Genomic DNA, 24885 nt, shown 5'->3' on the forward strand with positions numbered 1-24885 from the left:
ATACACAAAAGGGCGTTTATTGATCGAAGGCACAATGAAAATCTATTTATGTACTTCAAATGTATTATCGATCACAGTTTGTTATGATGGGGAATGCATCCAAAAGGAGCCGACATGTTGAAACCTCGCTACATGCAAATAGCCGATTTACTCACTGAGCAGATTAAAGATGGCACCCTGACACCAGGCGCGATGATGCCGACTGAGGCCACGCTACAGGCTACCTATGACGTCAGCCGCGTCACGATACGTAAGGYGATGAAGGTGTTGGTTGATAATGATCTCCTCTACCGTGTCCGAGGTAGCGGCAGTTATGTAAAAGCACCTAAAGCACAGCACAACGCCTTTCAACTGATGGGCTTTATCGAAGAAGTCTCAGCGCAAGGCAAAACACCCAGCTCAAAAGTGATCGCATTTGAAACGTCACCTTGCAGCCATACCATTGCCAGCAAGTTAAACGTGGAGGAAGGGACGTTGATTTATGAAATACAACGTCTTCGTTTGATTGATGGCGAGCCAGAAATCCTTGAGTGCACGTACCTGCCAGTAGCCATGTTTACCGATCTCAGTATCGAAGTGATGCAAACATCAAAGTACGACTATATCGAGCGACATAAGGGGATGCAGATCGCGAAAAGTCGCCAATGTGTCTGGCCAGATAGCACGTCAACCTCACTCGCCGCCCTCCTCAACACCCGTGAAAATTCGCCCATATTACGGGTCGAATCAGTCAGCGAGCTTGTCGACGGGACACCGTTTGAATATACAGTGAACTACTTTCGTTTATACCAGTACAGCTTTGAATTCATCGCTCACCGCCAAACACCACAATGATCCATTTCCTCGAGACGTCTCGGTTGCGTTGTTGAGTATGAGGTGTAGTCTGACCGGGTTACCTTACTTCGACGGAATATCTGATGAGAACAAAAGCAGATAGATGGCGCCATGCTATCGGTTTTGAATTAACGGGCTTGATCTTAGTGGTGCTAGGGCTCAATTGGATCCTTGGCGCAGGCATCGGTCATCTTGGGATCATGGGGGCGATTTTTTCTGTGCTTGCCACCCTTTGGAATTATGTCTACAACATTGGCTTTGATAAAGCGATGCTGGCTTGGCGGGGCTCAGTGCTCAAAACCTTACCGCTGCGTCTGCTGCATGCGGTGATCTTTGAAGCCGGTCTGCTGGTCGCAACCATCCCCTTTATCATGTGGTGGCTGTCGATGAGCTTTTGGCAAGCACTCAGTATGGATATTGGGCTCGTGGTATTTTATCTGGTATATGCGTTTGTTTATAACTGGCTGTACGACTATCTGTTTCCGATCCCAAATACGCAATCCCAGCAGGGCTGAGTCTGCCAGCCCTGCGCGTCACTCGTACAAAGATTTACTGACGGAAGGTACGCGGCGAGGGGATCAAGTTGTGTTTGTTCAATAGCCGATACATGGTCGCACGTGACACACCGAGCTCTTTGGCCGCGGCCGATACTTGTCCCTTATTTTCTTCAAGGACGGCGATCAGCGCGTCTCGTTCAGACTCTTCACGGATTTTACGTAAGCTTTGTTTATAATCCCCCTGACGGGGCAGATCTAAGTGCTCCGCTTCAATCACCAGATGATCGGCCAACAATACTGCCCGTTTCACCTGATTAATGAGCTCGCGCACATTACCCGGCCACGAGTAACTGCTTAACACACGCTTGGCCTCATCGGAAAAGGTCCTCGCCTGTGTGTTGTATTGACGTGCAAACTTAAGCAAAAAATATTCGGCTAAATCAGGCACATCTGGCTGACGGTCTTTTAATGAAGGCATATTAATGCGCAGGACGTTTAACCGGTAATACAGATCCTCACGAAAAAGCCCCTCAGCCACGCGTTTTTCCAAATCCATGTGGGTCGAGGCAATCACACGCACATCCAGGTCATGCTCATATTTATCATGACTGATATCCAAGGTGCCCTCTTGCAATAAGTGCAATAAGTGCCCTTGTAGATGCAGCGGCAGATCACCAATCTCATCAAAAAAGAGGGTACCTTTATGGCATTGACGAATTTTGCCATGCGAGTGCTCGTCTCCCAATAACGCCTGCTGCATTTGTTCATCCGCAAGCGCTGARCATTTAATCGACTCAAATCGAGCCTTCGCACGGGTTGATGCATGATGAACCGCTTGCGCCACCAACTCCTTACCTGTGCCGCTCTCACCGGCTATCAATACAGACACGTCGGTTGGCGCAACACGCCTGACCTGGTCACGCAACTTTTTCATCGCGGGGCTGGCGCCTTCCAAACCCATATCGCTATGATCGCCAAGTTGCGGCCATACTTGTCGCTCAAGGCGCAACATACCCAATTGGTGACCAATGGTACTCATCAATTGCGAGTTAGGGACAGGCGAGGTGAAGTAATCAATACAAAAGCTGACAATAAACTGGCAGATCGCTTCGTTATTAAGTTGGTTTTCTCTTACTAAGGCTAACCAGCGCACCTGTTTGTTGCGATTAACCAGTGACGCCACCCCATTGAGGCTGAAGTCATCATGACTTAAATCGACAATACCTATACAGGGGCCGATATCTTGTAGCAATGACTGTGCAGCTCGCAAATCATAACAGCGATGACAATGCCAACCGGCTTGCTCAAGGGTCGCTAACCAAGGCTCATATGTCCCGCCAACAACGACGAGTGAGCTCAAGGTTTTGTCATTCCCCGAATCGAATCCCATAACACCTGCCTTACATCCAGTCTGTCTTTTTTGCCAGCGAATCAAGCCCCTATTATAAAGAAGGGCAAGTTCTAATCTGTCTCAATAAAGAGACATACGATGGGTTGTAATACGGATAATTGTAGCCAAATATCTGAAAAAGCCAGATAAAATATCGCAGGTTTATGAAAAGACAATGACGCAAGGCGCAAAAAAAGCGGCTCAATGAGCCGCTTGTTCTGTGGTCTGTCCAGTGTTAACTGCCTTGCTGTGGGCGCATGGCTGGGAACAAAATCACATCGCGAATCGTATGCGTGTTGGTGAATAACATCACCAATCGGTCAATACCAATTCCTTGTCCCGCCGTCGGTGGCAAACCATGCTCGAGTGCGTTGATATAATCCGCATCGTAGTACATAGCCTCATCATCACCGGCATCTTTGGCATCGACCTGAGCTTTGAAACGTTCATCTTGGTCTTCTGCGTCGTTAAGCTCCGAGAAGCCATTTGCCACTTCACGCCCACCGACGAAGAATTCAAAACGGTCGGTCACAAACGGGTTATCATCATTGCGACGCGCCAGCGGTGAAATATCGGCCGGATATTCGGTGATAAAGGTTGGCTGAATCAACTGTGGTTCAGCCGTCTCACCAAAGATCTCTTCCAGCAACTGCCCAGTCGTCCAGAATGACTCAACACTGATCTTGAGTGATTTCGCTATCGAGGCAAGGTGGTCACGATCTTGTACCGTCTCATACGTCAGCGCCTGAATATCAGCATGATCAGGGTTATATTGCTTGATAGCATCGAGCATGGTCATTCGCGGATAAGGCCCCGCGAAATTAATTTCATGCTCACCATAAGGCAACACAGACTGCCCCATTACGTCCAGCGCGACGCGAGAGAGCATGTCTTCCGTAAGATCCATCAGATCATTATAATCGGCATACGCCATATAGAATTCCATCATCGTGAATTCTGGGTTATGACGCGGTGAGAGCCCTTCATTACGGAAGTTACGATTCACTTCAAACACACGCTCAAAGCCGCCGACAACCAAACGCTTCAAGTAAAGCTCTGGCGCCACACGTAAGTACATGTCGATATCAAGCGCATTATGGTGGGTGGTAAACGGACGCGCCGTCGCACCGCCTGGGATGACGTGCATCATCGGCGTTTCCACTTCCATAAAGTGTTTTTCCACCATGTAATTACGGATGGCGGTGACCACATTAGAGCGTACCTGGAAGGCGTGACGCGACTCTTCGTTGACAATCAGATCGACATAACGCTGACGATAACGCAGCTCTTGGTCGGCCAGCCCATGAAATTTTTCTGGTAGCGGACGTAGGGCTTTCGTCAGCAGCTGGTAGCGCTCCATGTTGACATACAGATCGCCTTTTCCAGATTTATGTAGCGCACCGTGCACACCAATGATGTCACCGATATCTAAGCCTTGGTACTCGGCTTTCAACGCCTTTTGCACGTCTTTTGACGCATAGGCTTGAATACGGCCCGAAACATCTTGCACCACCATAAATGGGCCACGTTTAGCCATGATGCGGCCCGCGATGGTCACTTTATGGTCCAGTGTTTCAAGTTCCGCTTTTTCTTTCTCGCCAAATTCAGCTTGCAAGTCAGCCGCTAGATGCTCACGACGGAAATCATTAGGATGGCCGTTTGCCTTGCAGTTTTCACGAATGTGAGTGAGCTTGGCGCGACGCTCGGCAATCAGCTTATTTTCATCTGGTAACTGGTCAGTCATAGAAAACCCTTTACATTAATTCGTCATTACAGGCCAGATTTGAGGCTGGCTTCAATAAATTTGTCCAAGTCGCCGTCGAGAACGGCCTGCGTGTTGCGGTTTTCAATACCGGTACGCAAGTCTTTGATGCGCGAATCATCTAATACGTAGGAGCGGATCTGACTGCCCCAACCGATATCTGATTTGGCGTCTTCGTTGGCTTGTTTTTCCGCGTTTTGCTTTTGTAGCTCAAGCTCAAACAACTTCGCACGCAGCTGTTTCATCGCTTGATCTTTGTTTTTATGCTGTGAGCGATCGTTTTGGCACTGCACCACAGTGTTGGTCGGCACGTGGGTGATCCGAACCGCTGACTCGGTGGTGTTAACGTGCTGCCCACCCGCGCCAGAGGCACGGTACACATCAATCCGCAAATCTGATGGATTAATATCGATATCAATGTTGTCATCGATTTCCGGATACACAAACGCCGAGGCAAACGAGGTATGGCGACGGCCCCCCGAGTCGAAAGGCGATTTACGCACAAGACGATGAACGCCCGTTTCAGTACGTAACCAGCCGTAGGCGTATTCACCGGTGATGCGTACTGTGGCAGACTTTAATCCAGCCACATCCCCTTCAGAGACTTCAATCACATCGGCTTTAAAGCCTTTCGCATCCGCCCAGCGCAAGTACATGCGGAGCATCATGTTGGTCCAATCTTGCGCTTCGGTACCGCCTGAACCAGCTTGCAGGTCAATATAGCAATCAGACGCATCGTGCTCACCAGAAAACATGCGGCGGAATTCTAGCTTGGTTAGCTTGGCTTCAAGCTCCACCAGCTCCGGTTCCACTTCGTCGAAGGTTTCTTGATCGTCTTCTTCGACCGCAAGCATCAACAGTTCGTTGACGTCTTCGCCGCCTTGAGTCAGTTGATCAATGGTTTCCACCACCGCTTCTAGTGAGGCGCGCTCTTTCCCTAGCGCTTGCGCACGTTGTGGCTCATTCCACACGTCCGGTTGTTCTAACTCGGCATTAACTTCTTCTAGACGCTCTTTCTTGGCATCATAGTCAAAGATACCCCCGAAGGACATCGGTACGTTCGGCGATATCGGCGAGGCGATTTTTGATTGGATTAATCTCAAACATGGTCAAGCATCTTCATTGTTAGCGGAAATTTAACCGCCGAATTTTAGCGAATTGTCGCGCCAATAAACAGGGCGTGATGGAAAAAGCCGCACATTTAAGCGGCTTCAAGGTGAGAGATGATCAACTGAGCGCTACGGTTTCCGCGAAACTCATTTATATCGAGGCGGTAAACGAGCCGTAGCGTCTTGGTGCTGGGATCGGGCCAGCGACGCAAATCAACATTAAAGGCAATGGCGTCAATCATGGTGCCACCGCCCTCGGGCTCGACCATCAATTTTAAGTGTTTTCCGCCCACCAGTTTTTGCTGCAGCACCTTAAAAATGCCATCGAACTGCGGCTCAGGGAAGCCTTGCCCCCAAGGACCGCCTGCTTGAATGATTTCTGCTGTCTCTAACCCCAGTTCGTGACTTTGTAAGGGACCATCACTTAACAAGACACCTTTTAAGTCGTCCTCACTGATCTGCTCACGTACTTGGCTATCAAACTGCTTGGCGAACGTATCAAACTGTGCTTCGTCGATGGTCAATCCGGCCGCCATGGCATGGCCGCCAAACTTTTTAATTAATCCAGGGTTTAAGGTATCAATCCGATCCAATGTATCGCGCATATGCAAACCAGGAATCGAACGCGCTGAGCCTTTTATCAGTCCATCACCACCATCGGCAAACGCAATCACAGGGCGGTGAAATTGATCTTTTAAGCGCGAGGCGAGGATCCCTATCACTCCCTGGTGCCAATCTCGCTGAAAAAGTGCCAGCCCCACCGGCAACTCACGCTCAGACTGCTCGGCAATCAAGCGCTCACACCAAGCCACGGCTTCTTGCTTCATTCCTTGCTCAATGTCTTTGCGGGTTTGATTGAGCGCATCCAACTCAGACGCCATACGTCTGGCAGCATGAATGTTGTCGCATAGCAACAACTCAACCCCAAACGCCATGTCATCCAAACGCCCCGCGGCATTGATCCTCGGCCCCAATGCAAACCCGAAATCACTGGCGACAAGCGTGGCCATGTTGCGATTGGCAACCTCGATCAACGCTTGGATCCCTGGGCGGCAACGTCCGGCGCGGATCCGCTGTAAGCCCTGATGAACCAGGATACGGTTGTTACTGTCCAAGGCCACCACATCGGCGACCGTGCCCAGCGCCACCAAATCCAGCAAGTCGGCTAAGTTAGGGACGGTCAGTCCCTGCTGCTCAAACCACCCTTGGTCACGTAAATGCGCGCGCAGCGCCAGCATCAAATAAAAAGCAACCCCGACACCGGCAAGTGCCTTCGACGGAAAACCACAGTCATCAAGGTTAGGATTCACCATGGCATCGGCATTGGGCAATGTTTCTCCTGGGAGGTGGTGGTCAGTCACCACCACCTGCATGCCTAACGCTTTGGCGCGCGCCACGCCCGTCAGCGATGACACCCCGTTGTCCACGGTCATGATAAGCTCTGCTCCCCGCTCAGCGGCTTGATCGACCACCTCTGGGCTTAAGCCGTACCCATCGTCAAAGCGGTTTGGCACCAGGTAATCGACGCGGGTGGCGCCCATCATGCGTAAGGCTTTGACGGAGAGTGCTGACGATGTCGCGCCATCGGCGTCGAAGTCACCCACAATCAAGATGGATTGATGAGCCTTTAGCGCCTCAGCCAGCAAGCTCACTGCGGTGTCGATCCCCGTTAACGCTTGATATTGATGCAATCCAGCCACACTTCGATTGAGCTCGCTGTCTGCTTGTAAGCCGCGGTTGGCGTATAAACGCTGCAGTAACGGCGGAATCGCATCGCTGAATGCCGGCGTAACCGACGGCGTACGTCTTTTTATTTCTATCATGAAGTTGTCACCAGTTCTCGATTAGCCGCGTGGGTGATGAGTTTGATGCAGCTGTTTTAAGCGTTCAGTCGCCACATGGGTATAGATTTGGGTCGTCGATAGGTCACTGTGTCCGAGTAACATCTGCACCACGCGTAAATCGGCCCCATGATTGAGCAAGTGGGTCGCAAACGCATGACGTAAAACATGGGGCGAGAGATCCTCTGTCTCAATCCCCGCCAGTTGCGCATAGTACTTGATGCGATGCCAAAAGGTTTGCCGTGTCATTTGACGGGCGCGTTTGCTTGGGAAAAACACATCGGTACTGGTTTCACCCAGCAATACCGGGCGACTATACGCCAAATAGTGCTCGAGCCAATCCACGGCCGACTCTCCCATCGGGACCAAACGTTCTTTGTCACCTTTACCGGACACCCGCACCACACCTTGGCGCAAGCTCACATTCTCCATCGTCAGCCCGATAAGCTCTGTCACACGCAAACCCGTCGCATATAACAACTCCAACATGGCTTTATCTCTAAGCTCAAGGGGGTCGTCGGTATTCGGTGCCATTAGTAGTGCATCGATTTGCTCTTCCGTCAGATCTTTCGGCAGCCGCTTGGGCTGCTTCGGACTGATTAGGGTGGCACTGGGATCGTCGGGACGCAACTTCTGTCGATACAAGTATTGGAATAGGCGACGTAACGCCGACACCATACGGCTGCGAGTGCTAGACTGGTAGCCCTGCTCATGTAGCCAGTATTGGTAATCTTGTAATTCTTGCTTGCTCACCGCCACCAACGCGCGGGTGTCGAGCCAATGGCACAGCTTCAATAAATCTGTGCGATACGAATTCAACGTGTTTTCGGAAAGCCCACGCTCCATCCACATTGCATCCAAAAACTGCTCGATGCGTTCAATGTTATTCGTCACCTTCAACCCACTTGGTTATTAATCGAAAAACCCGCCCATCATCTGGGTAACGGACAGCGGCTATTATACAAAATGTCACCGTCAGTTGCTGGATCATATTGCCGGTGAGCAGGTAAACTGCGCCCATTACACACAAACGAGTCGCGCTATGAAAATCGGTCTTTTTTATGGTTCTACCACCTGCTATACCGAAATGGCCGCGGAGAAAATCCGTGACTTTATCGGTGATGATTTGGTCGAGCTACATAATGTCAAAGAAACACCGCTAGCCAAAATGGCAGATTACGACTTGCTGCTACTTGGGATCTCAACGTGGGATTTTGGTGAGCTACAAGAAGATTGGGAAGCGGTTTGGCAAGACATTGATAGTCTCCAACTAAACGGCAAAGTCATAGCCCTGTTTGGCTTGGGCGACCAAGAAGGATACGCCGAATGGTATTTGGATGCCATGGGCATGCTCCACCAGCAACTACAAGGCTGTGGCGCACAGTTTATTGGTTACTGGTCCACCGAAGGTTATCGTTTTGATGCCTCAAAAGCGGTGACCGAGGATGGCAAGCAATTTGTCGGTCTCGCCCTTGATGAAGACTCCGAGTACGAACTCAGTGACGAGCGGATTCAAAACTGGTGCGAGCAAGTGCTACTCGAGTATCAAGCCTTACTTTGAGCCTATCCCGGCTCGCGCTGGCCAATTAATGAGACAAAAAAACCGCGCCTCTCAGCGCGGTTTTTGTTCGCTATCATGCAGCGGTCGACATCACGATGCGTCTGCTAACGCATTCGCCCGTGATCCAACAAACTTTGCCACGCCCATAGCCACCAATGTAGGTAGCAGCCAAGCCATACCGACATCGAATAGCGGTAGGAAGCTAAAGCCGCTCATGTCAGCGCCCATGACTTTTGCCGCATCGAGCAAGCTAAAGAGCAATGCCACGCCCAACACAAGGCGATAACCCACAGCCGGATTTGGCAACCAGCGACGAATAAACGTCAAACCAATCAGCGCAATCGCGACAGGATAAAGGGCAAACAGCACAGGGACAGAAATCGCAATCAGCTGCTTGAGACCCACATTGGCCACCACCGCACAGACAGTAGCCACGACGACCACCCAACGACGGTACGTCCATGATGTGAGCGAACTAAAGTAATCAGCACACGCACTCACCAACCCAATCACGGTCGTCAAACACGCTAAACCGATAATCGCCGCCAGGATCATTTGTCCAACCGGGCCAAACAGTGCATCCACGTAGGCGGCCATGATTTCGCCACCATTTTGCGTTCCCTGCGCCACCGCGCTAGCGGTTGAGCCCAAGTAGAACAGCGACACGTACACAAACGCCAGTCCAGCGGCGGCAATAATACCGGCATAAATCAGGTACATGCAGGTCGCTTTGTTGTCTTCGATACCTTTTTTACGGATCACATCGACAATCAACATGCCGAACATTAACGCCGCAAAGGTATCCATAGTGTTGTAACCTTCCAAAAAGCCAGTCGTCAGTGCGTTTTCAACATAGTTACCTTGCGCGGCCACCACTTCGCCTTGTGGATTAACAATCACCGCGATAGCCAAAATCGCGAGCGCCGCGAAAAGCAAAGGTGTCAAGAATTTACCGATGGTATCAATCAGCTTGCCTTGAGAAAGAGAGAAAAACATCGCGACGGCAAAAAAGACCACAGAGAAAGCGCCCAATTCTAGCTGCCCAGGAGCTGATAAAAAGGGTTTAAAACCAATCTCATAGGCGACAAGTCCGGCACGAGGCGCAGCAAAGGCGGGGCCAATAATGATAAAAATCAGCACGGCCATTAGTGTGGCAACACCTGTGGGTAAGTCACGCGTTAGGCCCTTCCAGCCTCCGCCTGCCACCGCAACCGCAATGATACCGATTAAAGGAAGACCGACGGCAGTGATCAAAAATCCGATCATTGCAGCCGTAAAGTGATCACCGGCCAACATGCCAGCTTGTGGGGGAAAGATTATATTTCCTGCGCCTAAGAAAAAGGCAAAGGTCATAAAACCTAACGCTAAAATATCTACTAATTTTAAACGCTTAGTCACGATGTATACCTACAGCTTAAGAGGGTGTTTGCAATCAATAATGTTTCACCCATCTGAAACGCTCAATTATAATATTTTGTTTCAGACGATGGGCAGAACGCAGAATAATGAAGAAGTTCATAGCCACAGTAAAGGCATTGACAAAAAACCTTGTGATCTTCTGCATTAGCAATAACAATCAGCTCAATAAACTAGCTATTATGTTATCCGTGGTATTTTTTAACAAACAAACTCGATAACATCATGGTTACACAAAAGCAAAAAATGCTACCCCTTGATGCCGCTAAGTTGCCAGAGTGCAGGACAAATGAGCCAATTTCGCTTTAAACAATTTGTTATCGACCACGGTGACTGTGGCATGAAAGTCAGTACGGATGGTGTACTACTGGGCGCGTGGTCTCAGCCTGGGACGGCGAGTAATAGCTTGGATATCGGAACGGGAACCGGTTTATTGGCATTGATGTTGGCACAACGTTTTCCATCCTTGTCGCTGACCGCGGTTGAGTATGATACGGCCGCGTTTCGCTGCGCCGAGCTAAATGTGAAACACTCATGCTTTGCTCGGCAAATCCAAGTACACCATGCTGATATCAACGCTTTTGAGCGCACGGAACAATGGCAACACATTGTTTGTAATCCGCCATACTTTACCAGTGGCGCCCCGTCCAGCAATCAACAGCGCGCGGTCGCTAGGCATGCAAATACCCTGAGCCATCCCGCACTTATCGCGTGCTTGCAAGGGTTACTTACCCCGACGGGCTGTGCCGATCTTATCTTGCCCAGTAAAGAGGCAGACGCGTTTATTCATTCTGCTCAGGGACAAGGCCTGTTCTTACGCCGGCAGCTATCCGTGCGCCCGACCCCGGATAAATTGCCTTCGCGCTTATTATTCACACTCTCGCCAACGACGGGCGCAGTCAGATCTGATACGATCGTAGTGCGCGAGAGAGATGGCGCTTATACGCAGGCATTCGCGGATCTGACACGCGCGTTTTACCTCAAACTCTCGTAATCCAAACCGAGCAGCGTCTCGCTATCATTGGCCTTGGGCGCGCTGCCCATTTACACTATTTGCGTCTATAATACCGCGCTTAACTATCCTTGGAGAATTACCTGTGCGAAGCTTTGCCGAACTCGAGCTGGATCCAGAACTGCTCAGTGCACTTGACGATATGGGCTATCAGCGCCCTACGCTGATCCAATCTGAGGTTATCCCCCACGGTATGGATGGACGTGACATCCTTGCCTCCGCCCCAACGGGAACCGGCAAAACGGCGGCTTTTTTGCTGCCCATGTTGCAGCACTTACTCGACTTCCCGCGGCAAAAACCCGGGCCAGGGCGCGTACTGGTTCTCACCCCCACGCGTGAATTAGCCATTCAGGTGGCTGATGAAGCGCGCGCATTAGCGAAAAATACCAGTCTTAAGATCTTCACCATCACCGGGGGCATTTCATACCAAGAGCACGCCGAGCAGTTGGGTAAAACACAGGATATTGTGGTGGCAACGCCTGGCCGTTTGATGGAGTACATTGAAGCCGAACGGTTCGATTGTCGCGCCGTTGAATGCCTGATCTTAGATGAGGCAGACCGGATGCTGGATATGGGGTTTGCGAATGCCGTCAATCGACTCTCTGATGAGTGCCAGCGCCGCCGTCAGACCATGCTCTTCTCCGCCACACTAGAAGGGCGCGGGGTAGCAGGCTTTACCGAGGATCTGCTAGATAACCCTGAGCTGGTGGATGTCACACCACCACGCCGCGAGCGTAAAAAAATCACCCAGTGGTACCATCGCTGCGATGATCTTGACCATAAACGCGCCTTATTAAAGGCGATTGTCAGCGAACAGGCTGAACGAGCGATTGTGTTTATTAAAACACGTGAGCGCTTGGCGGAGCTTCGTGATTATATGCAGTCACAACAACTGGATTGCGCCTGGATCCAAGGTGAAATGCAACAAGCGAAGCGTAACAATGCAATCAACCGGTTTAGTGAAGGAAAAGTCAGTGTACTGCTGGCCACTGATGTTGCGGCACGCGGCATTGATGTCCCAGATATCACCCATGTGATCAACTATGATCTCCCACGCACGGCTGACGTCTATTTACACCGTATTGGTCGCACGGCTCGTGCGGGCAAAAAAGGCTCTGCCATTTCACTGGTCGAAGCCCATGATCAACCAATGATGGATAGGATCATGCGCTATATGGATGAAGAGATTAAAGAGCGAACCATTGCTAGCTTGAAGCCAAAACATAAAAAAGCAGAGCATAAGAAGAAAAAAAAGAAGCAAAGCGTTAAAAACTCGAGCAAAGTCAAAAAGCCCAAAAAACGCAAATAGAACTAGACATCTATCAGCCTCACTGACTGGCTGATATATAAGGAATTACTCAAGGAGGCCCGAAAAGGCCTCCTTTTTTTCGCTATCGACGTCCATTTTGTTGAGCACAAAACGATCAGATTCACACATCGCGCAATGCAATGACACAAAATATTAACAATTGCGCTGCAAATCAGTTTAAGATGCTAATCGCGATAACAACAAAACATGATGCAAACACAGTAGAAGGAACTCACTATGCAATCGTTTGTCGATTTCTTAAATAGCATCATATGGAGCCCGGTTCTGATTTACACCTGTTTGGGTGCGGGACTGTTCTATTCCATACTGACGCGCTTTGTTCAAATCCGTCACTTCACCGAAATGTGGCGACTCCTCTTTTCAGGGAAAAGCTCAACCAAAGGGATTTCTTCTTTCCAAGCCTTAGCAGTCTCACTCTCCGGCCGTGTCGGTACGGGTAATATTGCCGGCGTCGCCGCCGCTATCGGTTTTGGTGGCCCAGGCGCGGTCTTTTGGATGTGGGTCGTTGCTTTTCTCGGTGCGGCAACCGCCTATACCGAGTCAACATTGGCACAGATTTATAAAGAAGAAGACAATGGTGAGTTCCGCGGTGGCCCAGCTTACTACATCGAAAAAGCGATGGGACAAAAATGGTATGCCATCCTCTTCGCTCTCGCGACCTTACTCGCCTGTGGTGTCATGCTACCTGGCGTGCAATCTAACGCCATTGGTAATGCCGTTGAAACCGCATTTGGCTCTGGCGCCATGGTTGATACCGCCATGTTTGGTGCGCTTGAAGTCTCGAAAGTGATTACCGGTGCCTTTATCTCTATCGTGCTCGGATTCATCATTTTCGGTGGTGTTAAACGTATTGCCCACTTTACGCAGATCGTCGTGCCTTTCATGGCGCTGGCGTACATCATTATTGCGTTTGTCATCATCCTATTGAACATCAGTGAAATTCCCGCCGTGGTTTCTATGATCATCGGCGATGCCTTCACACCGATGGCAGGTGCGGGTGCAGCCATTGGTTGGGGGGTAAAACGTGGTGTTTACTCCAACGAAGCGGGTCAAGGAACAGGGCCACACGCGGCGGCGGCTGCCAACGTGGATCACCCGGCTCAGCAAGGCCTGGTTCAATCCTTCTCGGTTTACATCGATACCTTGCTAGTTTGCTCGGCAACCGCGTTTATGATCATCATCACCGGCGCTTACAACGTCCATGGTCCAGGTGAAGCCTATATCGTGCAAAACTTGGCGTCTTCGGTCGCGGCAAACAGCCCTGAGTTTACTCAGCTGGCGATTGAAGCGGCGATGCCTGGCTTAGGTAAACCCTTTATCGCCTTTGCACTCTTCTTCTTCGCCTTTACCACCATTTTGGCCTACTACTACATTGCCGAAACCAACATTGCTTACCTGCGTCGCACTATCAAGGTGCCAGGTATGATGTTTGCGCTGAAAGTGGTGCTGATGTCCGCCGTGTTCTACGGCTGTGTGCGGAGTGCGAACTTGGCATGGGCGTTTGGCGATGCCGGTGTGGGTTTGATGGCATGGTTAAACATTGTTGGCATCATCATCATCTTCTTTATGTCTAAGCCAGCCCTTAAGGCGCTGAAAGATTATGAAGAGCAACAGGCCAGAGGGGTAGAAACCTACACCTTTGATCCGGTTAAGCTTGGCATCAAAAATGCCGATTACTGGGAACAACGTCTGGCGCGCCGTAATGGCAAGCAAGAAAGTGAAACCACCGATGCCGATGGTAAACCTATCAATCCAACGGCATAAGATTCAAACAGCGAATCAATGGTAAAAAAGGGCGCATCAGCGCCCTTTTTTGATCGTGTTAGCCAACGACGCTCCTAGTCATCAAGGCGGAAAATAATATCGACTTGATCACGCACCTGCATGGTTGCATCTTGGTAGCTCGCCGCGACATCCGCGCTGCCGCTGCGCAGTTCGGCATTCATCATCACAGGACGTGGGTTGCTGGATCGATAGCGAATTTGCCAGACGCCATCGACACGCATATCCAGGCTTTTCGCGAGCGCCTCGGCTTTCTCTTTGGCGTCTTGTACCGCCGCCTCTCGAGCCTTGTCTTTCAAGGTGGCCTGCTCACTGCTGGTGAGCTGTACATGGCGAATACGGTTGATCCCCTCGCCTAAGGCACCATCTAGCACCGCATTCAATTTATCGAGCTGATTGAGTGTCACAGTAACGTGGCGTTCCGCACGGTAGCCAATCAGCTCAGGCGCTTTGTCTTTGGCGTGTTGATAACGCGGTGACAGCTGAATATGCGCACTCTCGATTTGTTCGCGCTTTACCCCTTGTGCCGACAGCCGATTGATAAACGCCGTGACCGCTTTGTCGGATGCGGCTTTCGCAGCTTTCGCCGTTTTACGCTCAGTGACCACGCCCACTTCAATGCTCGCCATGTCTGGCGCAGCGGTCACTTCCCCGACACCGGTAATGTCCAAGTGAGGAAAATCAATATTGGCCATCGCGGCGGGTGCCATCACTAAGGCCCCCGTCAGCCATACCATTGCTTTCAATTTTTGCATAATCTCTCCTTTGAGAAGGCAAGCGATAGATAGTAAGTAACGCTAGGTCAGACGCGAAAAAACACCAAAAGCTCCCCTGTCAACGTCAATTTTGTGTCAATATTGAACCAGTGCTTGTTTCGCCGCTTGCTGACAAGCGTGGGTAATCGCCGCTAACACACCACTTTCCATCGCCCAAAAATGCCAGTACAAATGCCGTGACTCCACTTTCCCCGGCATCACATCCACCAAGCGCCCGTCCGCTAACTGCGCTGACACCATAATCCGTGGGATCAAACAATACGCCATACTTTGCGATGCCATGGCCACAAATGCCTCCGAAGAGCGGACAATATGTCGGCGCCACCCCGCTGCGGGCATGGCATAATGAGCCGCTAGAAAATCCGCATGCATATCGTCATGTGCATCAAAAATCACTGCCGGCGCGGCCATTAACGCCTCTCTATCAATCCCATCAGAAAAGTATCGCTGAGCAAACGCTGGGGTAGCCACACAACTGTAGTCCATGGTACCCAAGTAACGACAATCACAGCCATGCATCGGCGTGGAGTCAGTGCTGATCGCCGCAATCGCTTCACCGCTGCGCATTTTATTGAGCGTACGGCTTTCATCTTCAACCAATAAATTAAAGTCAATCGCTTGATGGGCGGTCAGTGGCGCGAGGGCCGAAAGTAGCCAAGTCGCTAAACTATCCGCGTTGGTGGCAATGGAGACCGACAGGACTGACCCATCAATACCCGGTGCCAGCTCAGGCAAGGTTTCTTGCTCCAACAGTTGCACGCGTCGATAAAGACCCAGTAGACGCTGACCGATCGGCGTTGGCCGCGGAGGTTGCTCACGCACCATTACAGGTTGGGCGATTTGCCGCTCTAACTGCTTTATACGTTGAGAGACCGCAGATTGAGTAATGAACAGGGCCGCCGCCGCGCGTTCAAAACTTCCCCAAGAGATCACCGCATCTAACGCTTCTACTCCTCGATAATCCATCCTTGCGCCTCATTAGTTAAATTAATTAACCATAAATATAATTAAGTTCCTTTAATAGGCAATCCTGCTTAAAGTGAGGGTTATACCAGTAAAAAGAAGGAAGAACAGGGTGAGCAGCTTTCTCGTCGCACTTCAGGGCTTAGGATTAAGCCTAACCATGATTATTCCCATTGGCGCTCAGAATGCCTATGTGATTAACCAAGGTATCAGCCGTGAACACCATATGACCACAGCATCGATCTGCTTTATTTGCGATATTATTTTGATTTCAAGTGGTATTTTTGGCGGAGGGGCATTGTTAGCAAGCTATCCACTTCTGCTCAACACCATTACGCTCGCGGGGATCGCTTTTTTGAGTGTGTATGCGTGGCAGTTTATCCAAAGCGCACGTCAGCACAACCAAGACGTGTCAATGGCGACACCCACCATGAGTCGAGGCCGCCGCGCGGTGATCATTGGTGCCTTGGCGGTGACCTTACTCAATCCGCATGTGTATCTCGATACCGTGGTAGTGTTAGGGGCAATTGGTGGCCAATTTGCGTTCGATGAACGCGTTGCCTTTACTGTCGGCGCCCTAATGGGATCGTGCCTTTGGTTTTACGGTTTATCAGCAGGGGCCGCGCGCTTGTCGCCGTGGCTCTCCACGCCCTCTATCCGGCGACTGCTCGACCTACTCATGGCGAGTATGATGTTATTCGTGGCCGGTAAGCTCGCACTTGGCCTGTACGCACGTTTACTGGCGGGTTAAAAAAGAGGGATGCGGCCACACTGCCGCATCCATAATGACGGTCGCCCGCCGTGAGGTTACGCTTGGCTCTCGCCGCGCTCGAAATGAACACTCATTTGCGGGAACGGAATTTCAATACCGTTTTCGTCCAGTGCTTCTTTGATGGTTGGCAACAGCTCAAAGTAAACACTCCAGTAGTCTTCTGTTTTCACCCAAGGGCGCACCACAAAATTGACCGATGAGTCGGCTAACGTCATCACCGCCACATTGGGCTCAGGGTCTTTCAGAATCAAGGGGTGTTGAGTGACGATATTGGTTAACACCGCTTTGGTTTTCTTCAAATCCGCGCTGTACGCTACGCCAATCGTCAAGTCAATGCGACGTGTCGCGTGCTTGGAATAGTTAGTGATTGGACTACTGATCACGGACCCGTTAGGAACCACCACCATTTTGTTGTCAGGGGTCGTGAGCACCGTAGAGAACACTTGAATGGACTCAACAGAGCCAGCGACTCCGGCCAATTCGACGTAATCGCCCGATTTGAACGGACGGAACATCACAATCAATACCCCCGCAGCAAAGTTGGCCAACGAGCCTTGTAAGGCAAGACCCACGGCTAAACCTGCGGCACCTAAGATGGCAATCACAGACGCCGTTTGCACACCCACGCGGCTTAATGCTGCAATTAAAACAATGACAAACAGTAAGTAACGCACCAAACCATGGATAAACTCCACCACCGCGTTATCCATGTTGCGCTTGCGCATGACACCCGCCATGGAGTTAGCTAAACCTTTAACCACAAGGTTACCAATCACCAAGATCAGTAGCGCGGAAATAATGTTCACCCCGTACTGCGTCAACAGATCTTGATTATCCATCAGCCAAGTCTGGGCCCATTTAGCGCCCTCTACCACTGTGTTTTCCTCACTCATTCACTTTCCCTCTTCAAGTTGGGATAAACGGTAACCCTATGTTAACAGCCTTTTACTGGTCGCTGTCTATCTCAATTACGCAAAATGTCTACCCAATGAGACGTGTCGCTATCACGCAGATATAAAAAAACCCGCCAAGCGGCGGGCTTTTACATTCAACACTGTTGTGACGTTTACAGGACGTCAATCGCGTTGAGGTCTTTGAAAGCTTGCTCCAAGCGCGCAACCATCGACTCTTGACCTTTACGTAGCCAAACGCGTGGGTCATAGAATTTTTTGTTAGGCTGATCATCACCTTTCGGGTTACCGATTTGGCTTTGCAGGTAGCCTTCGTTGTCTTGGTAATACTGACGAATACCATCCCATGTAGCCCACTGGGTATCGGTATCGATGTTCATTTTGATCACACCGTAACCAATGGATTCTTGAATTTGCTCTTCTGAAGAACCCGAACCACCATGGAACACGAAATTCAGACCATTGGTCGGCAGACCAAATTTCTCTGAACAGTAAGCCTGTGATTCACGAAGAATTTCTGGTTTAAGTACCACGTTACCTGGCTTATAAACACCGTGAACGTTACCGAATGAAGCGGCAATGGTAAAACGAGGGCTTACAGCAGACAGTTTTTCGTACGCGTAAGCCACTTCTTCTGGTTTGGTGTAAAGGTCAGCCGTATCAACATCGCTGTTGTCCACGCCGTCTTCTTCACCACCCGTGATACCCAGTTCGATTTCTAGCGTCATGCCCATTTTGTCCATGCGCGCTAGGTATTCGGCACAGATTTCCATGTTCTCTTCTAGAGACTCTTCAGAAAGATCAATCATGTGAGAAGAGAAAAGCGGTTTACCGTGCTCTTTGAAGAAGGCTTCGCCAGCGTCAAGTAGACCATCAATCCAAGGCAGTAGTTTTTTCGCAGCGTGGTCAGTGTGCATGATCACCGGCACACCGTAGACTTCAGCCATGGCGTGAACGTACTTCGCACCGGCAACAGCGCCTTTAATTTGCGCTTCTTGGCCTTCTAGTTTCAGACCTTTGCCCGGGAAGAAACCCGCACCACCGTTAGAGAACTGAATAACCACTGGCGCTTTTACTTTCGCCGCGGCTTCCATCACTGCGTTGATTGAGTCAGTGTTAACCACGTTGACTGCAGGCAATGCAAACTTGTTCTCTTTGGCAACTTCAAATACTTTCTGAACGTCATCGCCAAAGATAACGCCAGGTTTTACAAAATCAAAAACTTTAGACATGGCTCTTGTCCTATTAACTCGGGTTGTCTTTGCTGAACTGAGTAAAGATGCCTGAAGCACCCTTATCAATCTGGTGCAATCGTTTACGACTCGGCCTATTGTAGTCAAACGAAAGCAAAAACGGGAGATGTCACTCCCGTTTTATTATCTGGTTTATGCGTCTTTGGCGCGTGCTTCCAGCATTTCTACCGCTGGAAGAGGCTTGCCTTCAACAAACTCTAGGAACGCGCCGCCACCGGTTGAGATGTAAGACACGTCAGCTTGGATGCCAAACTTGTCAATCGCCGCGAGGGTATCGCCGCCACCTGCAACAGAGAAGCCTTCAGACTCCGCGATCGCTTTTGAAATGCCTGCTGTGCCCGCTTCAAAGTTCTTAAACTCAAAGACGCCAACAGGGCCATTCCACAGAATGGTTTTGGCATTTTTTAAAATGTCTGCCAATGCCTGGGTTGATTCAGGACCAAGGTCGAAAATCATGTCGTCGTCTTGCACATCTTCAACGCGCTTGATCTCTGCTTCCGCGTTTTCATCAAACGCTTTCGCACACGCAACGTCGGTCGCGACAGGAATATGGCACTCTTCCATTAAAGATTTCGCCGTATCCACTAAGTCCGCCTCATACAGCGACTTACCAACATTGTGACCGTCTGCTGCGATAAAGGTGTTCGCAATACCACCGCCCACAACCAGCTGGTCAGCAACGGTTGACAGTGATTTCAGCACCGTCAGTTTGGTAGACACTTTTGACCCACCCACAATGGCAACCATTGGGCGAGCAGGGTTGTCCATCGCTTTGCCTAACGCATCCAGCTCGTTGGCCAGCAGTGGACCGGCGCAAGCTACAGGCGCATGCGTGCCCACACCATGGGTTGACGCTTGCGCACGGTGCGCGGTGCCGAATGCATCCATCACGAAGATATCACACAGCGCTGCATACTTTTTAGAGAGCGCTTCGTCGTTCTTCTTTTCGCCTTTATTAAAGCGCACGTTCTCAAGCACCACCAGCTCACCGGCATTAAGCTCAAGACCGTCTAGATAGTCTTTAGCGAGGCTGACCTTACAATCCAGCGCATCATCAAGGTAGTTCACTACCGGTTGCAGTGAATACTGATCTTCAGGCTGACCTTCTTCAGGACGACCTAGGTGAGAGGTCACCATGACTTTTGCACCGGCTTCTAAGCAGTGCTTAATCGTAGGCAGTGATGCCAAAATACGTGCGTCAGAGGTCACTTTACCGTCTTTTACAGGCACGTTCAGATCAGCACGGATAAACACACGCTTTCCGGCAAGATCTAAGTCGGTCATCTTAATTACAGACATATGGTCCTCGCTATAAGGTTGCAAATTGAAACTGATTTAATCAGGGCAACACCCCACCCACGCTTGCGTCTATTACGCCATGGCAAGTGTGGTATCTAACATTCGGTTGGCAAAACCCCACTCGTTATCGCACCAAACCAGCGTTTTAATCAGCTGGTGATCACTGACTCGTGTTTGCGATCCATCAACAATGGCGCTGTGTGAGTCGTGGTTAAAGTCGATCGATACCAAGGGCGCTTCGGTATAATCCAGTATACCGTCTAATGTACATCGAGATGCCGTCTGCAGAGCTTGATTTACGTCATTAACTTTCACTTTAGTACGTACAGTGACACTTAAATCCATCGCTGTCACGTTTATCGTCGGTACTCGCACCGAGATCGCTTCAAATTTGTCAGAAAATTTCGGAAAAATCCTACCAATTCCAACATGGAGTTTGGTATCCACCGGGATGATCGATTGGCTTGCGGTGCGCGTTCGGCGCAGATCTGAGTGATACGCATCAATCACCTGCTGGTCATTCATTGAAGAGTGAATGGTAGTGATAGTGCCGGACTCAATTCCAAAGTGTTCGTCCAAGGCTTTGATCACTGGGACGATACAATTGGTGGTGCATGAGCCATTAGAGACAATACGATCATCCGCGGTTAACGCATCATGGTTGACCCCGTAAATAACGGTACGGTCAACATCTTGGCTGGCGGGATGTGAAAACAAGACTTTTTTAGCACCTGCAGCAATATGAGCCTCACCGTCTTCTCGTGTGCCAAACTTGCCCGTGCAGTCCAAGACAATATCAACATCAAGGTCACGCCAAGGTAAAAGCTGCAGTTCCGGTAAGTGAAGCAGGCGAATGCTGTCGGTGGCGACAAACAAATGTTCTTGGTTATAGGAAACCGGCCAGCCGAACCGACCATGGCTTGAGTCATATTGCAGCAGATGCGCCATCGCCTCGGGCTCTGCGAGCTCATTAATCGCGACCACTTGAATGCGATCGTGCTTGCCACTTTCATACAGGGCCCGCAATACACTGCGCCCTATACGACCAAATCCATTAATTGCGACTCTTAATGCCATGTCCATCGGTGCTCGTTTAACGATGCCCTATAGTGTATCTCAAGCACGTAAAAGACGCACGTGTTGTGTGACTCTTCTCACGATACCTGGGAGTAAAATGCGGAAAAAAACGCCCGCCTGGTGATAGTCCGAGACGGGCGTGGCAGTGTTAGGAGTGTGGCAGTCTATGAAGTAACAACACGCCTTTTATCAATGACTAGAAGCTAACATTTAGTCCTAACCAATATCGACGTTCATCACTGATATAACCGTAGTCTTCATACTCCCGGGTTTTATCCAATAAGTTATAAACCGCGCCTTGCAGTTCAATGGCATCGCTGAGCTGATAGTTCATCCCAGCATCCACCAAGGTGTAACTTGGCTCTATATTGCTGCGAGAAGATGGACCTGTCACAGGATCCATTTCTTCGCCACGATAGGTCACACTCACCCAAGGATTCAGCCTTTCCGTGGCTTGCCAATTGACTTCACCATACGCGAGCTGCTGGGGAATTTGCGTTAAAGGCTGCCCCTTATAATCACCGGTTTTTTGCTCTGAATCGGTATAGGTATAGCTGGCACTCACATCGAGCGTCTCCGTGACTGGCACGAATAGGCTCGCTTCAACCCCTTGAGTGACCGCTTCGTCAACATTAATCCGATAGGTTGGATCTGAGCCAAATTGATTAGGGCCATCCGTACACACCGAGGTTGGGCAAGTCACTCGGGTGATCTTATCTTCAAAGTCATTATGGAATGCGGTTAACGAGCCACTGATCCCCGAATCGCCTTGGTAGTTGATACTGACTTCTGAGTTAACAGAGGTTTCGGGCTCCAGGTCGGGGTTGCCATAGATATTTCCCCCTCGACTCACTTGCGCCCAATTCGGGGCAATTTCGCGCAGTTGCGGTGAACGGAACCCGGTTGCCACGCCTCCTTTCACCACCCAGTCGCTGTTGAGTTGATACACGCCGTACACACGTGGGCTGGCGTGGTAGTCGTAGTTTTCATCATGATCGACACGTAACCCGAGGGTCAGACTAAATGGCTCAATCACACGCCACTCATCTTCGACAAATAAAGCCGCTTGTGTATTGTCAATCTCAGTTTGGCTGGACGCTTTATTAGAGGTAAAGTCCTCCAACTTCGCTTTGTTCACTGAGCCACCGACCGTCAAAGTGTGTGTTTCAAAATCACGAATGAGACGGGTTTTAAACTCGGTGTTCTTAATCGTCATTTCACGACTTTTATTGCGGCTTTGCTCGTACTGTAAGTGTGAATCTGACCAGCCCCACGTCCAATGCCCTTCATGCCCAAGGGCGATTGATTGCCGTCGATATTCATTGTTGCTGTTTTCACATTGGTTGCGTCGACACTGGCTATCATCCGTGGGAACGGTTTTGCCTATGTGGCCATTTCGCTCTTGCGAACTCGCGCCCAAGTCCAAGGTCCACTGTTGAAAATCGCTGGCATCATAAGTCAACGAGGTAGAAAGACTGCGTAAAGATTTGTCCTCGTAACCAGAGAGAATATCGTCTTCTTGGCGTTGAACGTTTTGACCCGATACCGTCATCCCTAGCTTATCGCTTAAGGCGCCAGAAAGGTAAAAATTGGCGCTTTGTTCATCGCCTGATGCGCGTTTTTCTTGAAGTAAGGTGCTTAATTGCACGTTGCCATGCCATTCATGTTGTTCACGACGAGTAATAATATTAATCACCCCACCGATGGCATCAGAGCCATACAAGGTCGACATCGGCCCCCGAATCACCTCGATACGCTCAATCGCTTGAAGGGGGGGCAACCAGCCTTGTTCAATACCCGGGCCATCGCTATTCGGACGAGTTTCTCGGCTCGTCATACGCTTTCCGTCCACCAGCATCAAGGTATACTTGGAGCCCATTCCACGAATGCTGATATCCTTGGTGTCACCGCCCCCTGTAACCACGACACCAGGAATACGCTTTAATGCGTCCGTGACATCACGATAATAACGATCTTCAAGTTGGTCACGGCTAATCACACTGATACTCGCTGGCGCCTTTGCCGTGGCTTGTTCAAACCCTGAGGCAGTGATCACCATGGTTTCCGTGTTTTGATCGCCTGCTTCTGCCGCATGAATGGCACTCACAGGCATACCGGCTAATACCATCCCGAGCACAACGGGACGAAGACAACTGGACATAATCAACTCCATTTTGTGATAATAATTATCATTTGTTCATTGAGAATTATTCACATAGATGCACAGACGCCTAGCCCCATAAAGGGAACATCTCGTTCCATTTATAGAACGAGATGATTTCTCTCCTTCTGGACAGCCGACGTGACGTCTTACTGGCGTTAAAAGGACAGTTATGCAGGATTTTTCTTCGATCCGTTCGTTTGCGGCTTTGTGTCATCATCAAAGCCTTACCGCTGCCGCCAAGGCATTGGGCCAACCCAAGTCAACGGTGAGTCGTCGCTTGGCTCAACTGGAAGCCGACCTAGGCCAGCCTTTAACGCAAAGACAAGGCAATAGACTGGTCTTAACAAAAGCGGGGGCGATATTTGCGCGATACTGCCATCAAATTCTTGAGTTAGTAGAAAAAAGCGAAGAGGCAATACAAGATTTAAATAATCATCTTCAAGGGGCGATAGAAGTGATTTGCCACCCCGGAATGATGCGCGGCTGGGCGGGTCCATTGATCAGTACTTTTCTCGCTGAGCACCCTCGAGTATCCATCACATTGACGAGTGAAGTCAGCGCACAACGTATTCAGTCGGCCGATCTTATCATCTGGGCAGGAGACATCATGCTGCCGGTCAATTGTCGCTCATATCAGCTCGGCCATTGGCAATATGGTATTTACGCTGCGCCAGACTATGTCAGCCAATATGGCCCGTTTACGCACCCTAGCATGCTCGATGAACACCCTTGGCTCGATGTATTTGCCCTTCGCCGGCAAGGATTGACGCTCTATGACCAAGACAACACCTATCACTTAAGCGCCATGCCTAGCCGCTTTAATTGCGACATGATAGCGATTCAGTTAGATGCCATCGCAGATGGGCAGGGCGTTGGATTGCTGCCGATTTGGAGCGCCACTGGCTATCAACACCATCATCCTGATAGAATCACGCGGTGTTTGCCCCAATGGGCCTCAGCGCCGGTTCCGTTGCGTCTTTACTGCAGCGCTGGCCGTCTTCCTCTGCGTGTCGAATCACTGGTGCACTGGCTGCAAGAAGCGGTTCCCTCACCTTGGTGTTCACTGAATCCGCAGCAAGCATGCCATGAGGTGTAAGCGTGCCTCAGCCAATTTTGCTATACCTTAAAGACACACC

Annotated in this window: 21 protein-coding genes; 8 read left to right on the plus strand and 13 right to left on the minus strand. The window is 50.2% G+C overall.

Annotation, left to right across the window (positions count from 1 at the left end; translation table 11 throughout):
• The first annotated feature begins 114 nt into the window (after positions 1-114).
• Together BZG73_RS13050 and BZG73_RS13055 are read left to right on the plus strand one after the other, a co-directional pair.
• Positions 115-834, plus strand: coding sequence for a GntR family transcriptional regulator (locus tag BZG73_RS13050; RefSeq protein WP_077668524.1), 720 nt, complete (start codon positions 115-117; stop codon positions 832-834).
• A gap of 83 nt (positions 835-917) precedes the next feature.
• Complete coding sequence (locus BZG73_RS13055) at positions 918-1349, plus strand: PACE efflux transporter (protein WP_077639111.1); 432 nt, start codon at positions 918-920, stop codon at positions 1347-1349.
• A 34-nt stretch (positions 1350-1383) separates the two neighbouring features.
• On the opposite strand, the gene BZG73_RS13060 is transcribed toward BZG73_RS13055, so the two are convergent.
• The 5 genes from BZG73_RS13060 to xerD form a co-directional block, all read right to left on the minus strand.
• Positions 1384-2721: a sigma-54-dependent transcriptional regulator gene (locus tag BZG73_RS13060; protein ID WP_046075082.1), complete on the minus strand. Its 1338-nt coding sequence runs from the start codon at positions 2719-2721 to the stop codon at positions 1384-1386.
• Between the two features lie 235 nt (positions 2722-2956).
• Positions 2957-4465 carry a lysine--tRNA ligase gene (gene lysS, locus BZG73_RS13065; RefSeq protein WP_046075081.1) on the minus strand — a complete coding sequence of 503 codons (1509 nt, stop codon included), beginning with the start codon at positions 4463-4465 and terminating at the stop codon, positions 2957-2959.
• Between the two features lie 26 nt (positions 4466-4491).
• Positions 4492-5590, minus strand: a protein-coding gene (gene prfB / locus BZG73_RS13070) for a peptide chain release factor 2 (RefSeq protein ID WP_101494515.1) whose coding sequence is annotated in 2 segments (ribosomal slippage) — positions 4492-5514 and positions 5516-5590 — 1098 coding nt in all. Because the reading frame shifts where the segments join, the coding sequence is not laid out codon by codon here.
• Between the two features lie 94 nt (positions 5591-5684).
• A complete protein-coding gene (gene recJ / locus BZG73_RS13075; protein WP_046075080.1) occupies positions 5685-7415 on the minus strand; it encodes a single-stranded-DNA-specific exonuclease RecJ in 1731 nt (576 codons plus the stop codon).
• Positions 7416-7436: 21 nt separating this feature from the next.
• Positions 7437-8327: a site-specific tyrosine recombinase XerD gene (xerD, locus tag BZG73_RS13080; RefSeq protein WP_077639112.1), complete on the minus strand. Its 891-nt coding sequence runs from the start codon at positions 8325-8327 to the stop codon at positions 7437-7439.
• A 148-nt stretch (positions 8328-8475) separates the two neighbouring features.
• Between xerD and fldB the strand changes: the two genes are divergently transcribed.
• Positions 8476-8994 carry a flavodoxin FldB gene (gene fldB, locus BZG73_RS13085; RefSeq protein ID WP_046075079.1) on the plus strand — a complete coding sequence of 173 codons (519 nt, stop codon included), beginning with the start codon at positions 8476-8478 and terminating at the stop codon, positions 8992-8994.
• A gap of 90 nt (positions 8995-9084) precedes the next feature.
• Here fldB and brnQ read toward each other — a convergent pair whose 3' ends face one another.
• Positions 9085-10392, minus strand: coding sequence for a branched-chain amino acid transport system II carrier protein (gene brnQ, locus BZG73_RS13090; protein WP_077578294.1), 1308 nt, complete (start codon positions 10390-10392; stop codon positions 9085-9087).
• Positions 10393-10699: 307 nt separating this feature from the next.
• On the opposite strand from brnQ, the gene BZG73_RS13095 reads away from it, so the two are divergent.
• The 3 genes from BZG73_RS13095 (at position 10700) to BZG73_RS13105 (ending at position 14516) form a co-directional block, all read left to right on the plus strand.
• Positions 10700-11404, plus strand: coding sequence for a tRNA1(Val) (adenine(37)-N6)-methyltransferase (locus BZG73_RS13095; RefSeq protein ID WP_158075310.1), 705 nt, complete (start codon positions 10700-10702; stop codon positions 11402-11404).
• A gap of 103 nt (positions 11405-11507) precedes the next feature.
• The gene (gene srmB, locus BZG73_RS13100; protein WP_077606489.1) at positions 11508-12731 is read left to right on the plus strand and encodes an ATP-dependent RNA helicase SrmB; all 1224 of its coding nucleotides are present in this window, start codon (positions 11508-11510) and stop codon (positions 12729-12731) included.
• Positions 12732-12968: 237 nt separating this feature from the next.
• Positions 12969-14516 (plus strand): alanine/glycine:cation symporter family protein, encoded by a 1548-nt coding sequence (locus BZG73_RS13105; protein ID WP_077459005.1) that lies wholly within the window; start codon positions 12969-12971, stop codon positions 14514-14516.
• A gap of 74 nt (positions 14517-14590) precedes the next feature.
• Here the strand turns inward: BZG73_RS13105 and BZG73_RS13110 are convergent, their stop codons facing one another.
• The gene (locus tag BZG73_RS13110; RefSeq protein ID WP_152799942.1) at positions 14591-15289 is read right to left on the minus strand and encodes an oxidative stress defense protein; all 699 of its coding nucleotides are present in this window, start codon (positions 15287-15289) and stop codon (positions 14591-14593) included.
• Positions 15290-15385: 96 nt separating this feature from the next.
• A complete protein-coding gene (locus tag BZG73_RS13115; protein ID WP_077459003.1) occupies positions 15386-16276 on the minus strand; it encodes a LysR family transcriptional regulator ArgP in 891 nt (296 codons plus the stop codon).
• A 157-nt stretch (positions 16277-16433) separates the two neighbouring features.
• Here BZG73_RS13115 and BZG73_RS13120 point away from each other — a divergent pair, with 157 nt between their 5' ends.
• Entirely contained in the window at positions 16434-17024 is a 591-nt protein-coding gene (locus BZG73_RS13120; RefSeq protein ID WP_077459013.1) for a LysE/ArgO family amino acid transporter, read from the plus strand.
• A 56-nt stretch (positions 17025-17080) separates the two neighbouring features.
• On the opposite strand, the gene mscS is transcribed toward BZG73_RS13120, so the two are convergent.
• The 5 genes from mscS to BZG73_RS13145 form a co-directional block, all read right to left on the minus strand.
• Complete coding sequence (mscS, locus tag BZG73_RS13125; RefSeq protein ID WP_046075073.1) at positions 17081-17938, minus strand: small-conductance mechanosensitive channel MscS; 858 nt, start codon at positions 17936-17938, stop codon at positions 17081-17083.
• Between the two features lie 173 nt (positions 17939-18111).
• Complete coding sequence (fbaA, locus tag BZG73_RS13130; RefSeq protein ID WP_046075072.1) at positions 18112-19188, minus strand: class II fructose-bisphosphate aldolase; 1077 nt, start codon at positions 19186-19188, stop codon at positions 18112-18114.
• Between the two features lie 153 nt (positions 19189-19341).
• A complete protein-coding gene (locus BZG73_RS13135; RefSeq protein WP_046075071.1) occupies positions 19342-20508 on the minus strand; it encodes a phosphoglycerate kinase in 1167 nt (388 codons plus the stop codon).
• Between the two features lie 72 nt (positions 20509-20580).
• Entirely contained in the window at positions 20581-21585 is a 1005-nt protein-coding gene (epd, locus tag BZG73_RS13140; protein ID WP_077578346.1) for an erythrose-4-phosphate dehydrogenase, read from the minus strand.
• A gap of 196 nt (positions 21586-21781) precedes the next feature.
• Positions 21782-23746, minus strand: a complete 1965-nt coding sequence (locus tag BZG73_RS13145; protein WP_101494517.1) for a ligand-gated channel protein — start codon at positions 23744-23746, stop codon at positions 21782-21784.
• Positions 23747-23918: 172 nt separating this feature from the next.
• Between BZG73_RS13145 and BZG73_RS13150 the strand changes: the two genes are divergently transcribed.
• Positions 23919-24845, plus strand: coding sequence for a LysR family transcriptional regulator (locus tag BZG73_RS13150; protein ID WP_077578290.1), 927 nt, complete (start codon positions 23919-23921; stop codon positions 24843-24845).
• Positions 24846-24885: the final 40 nt, after the last annotated feature.

It is taken from the genome of Salinivibrio siamensis, assembly GCF_001996005.1.
Taxonomy (GTDB): domain Bacteria; phylum Pseudomonadota; class Gammaproteobacteria; order Enterobacterales; family Vibrionaceae; genus Salinivibrio; species Salinivibrio siamensis.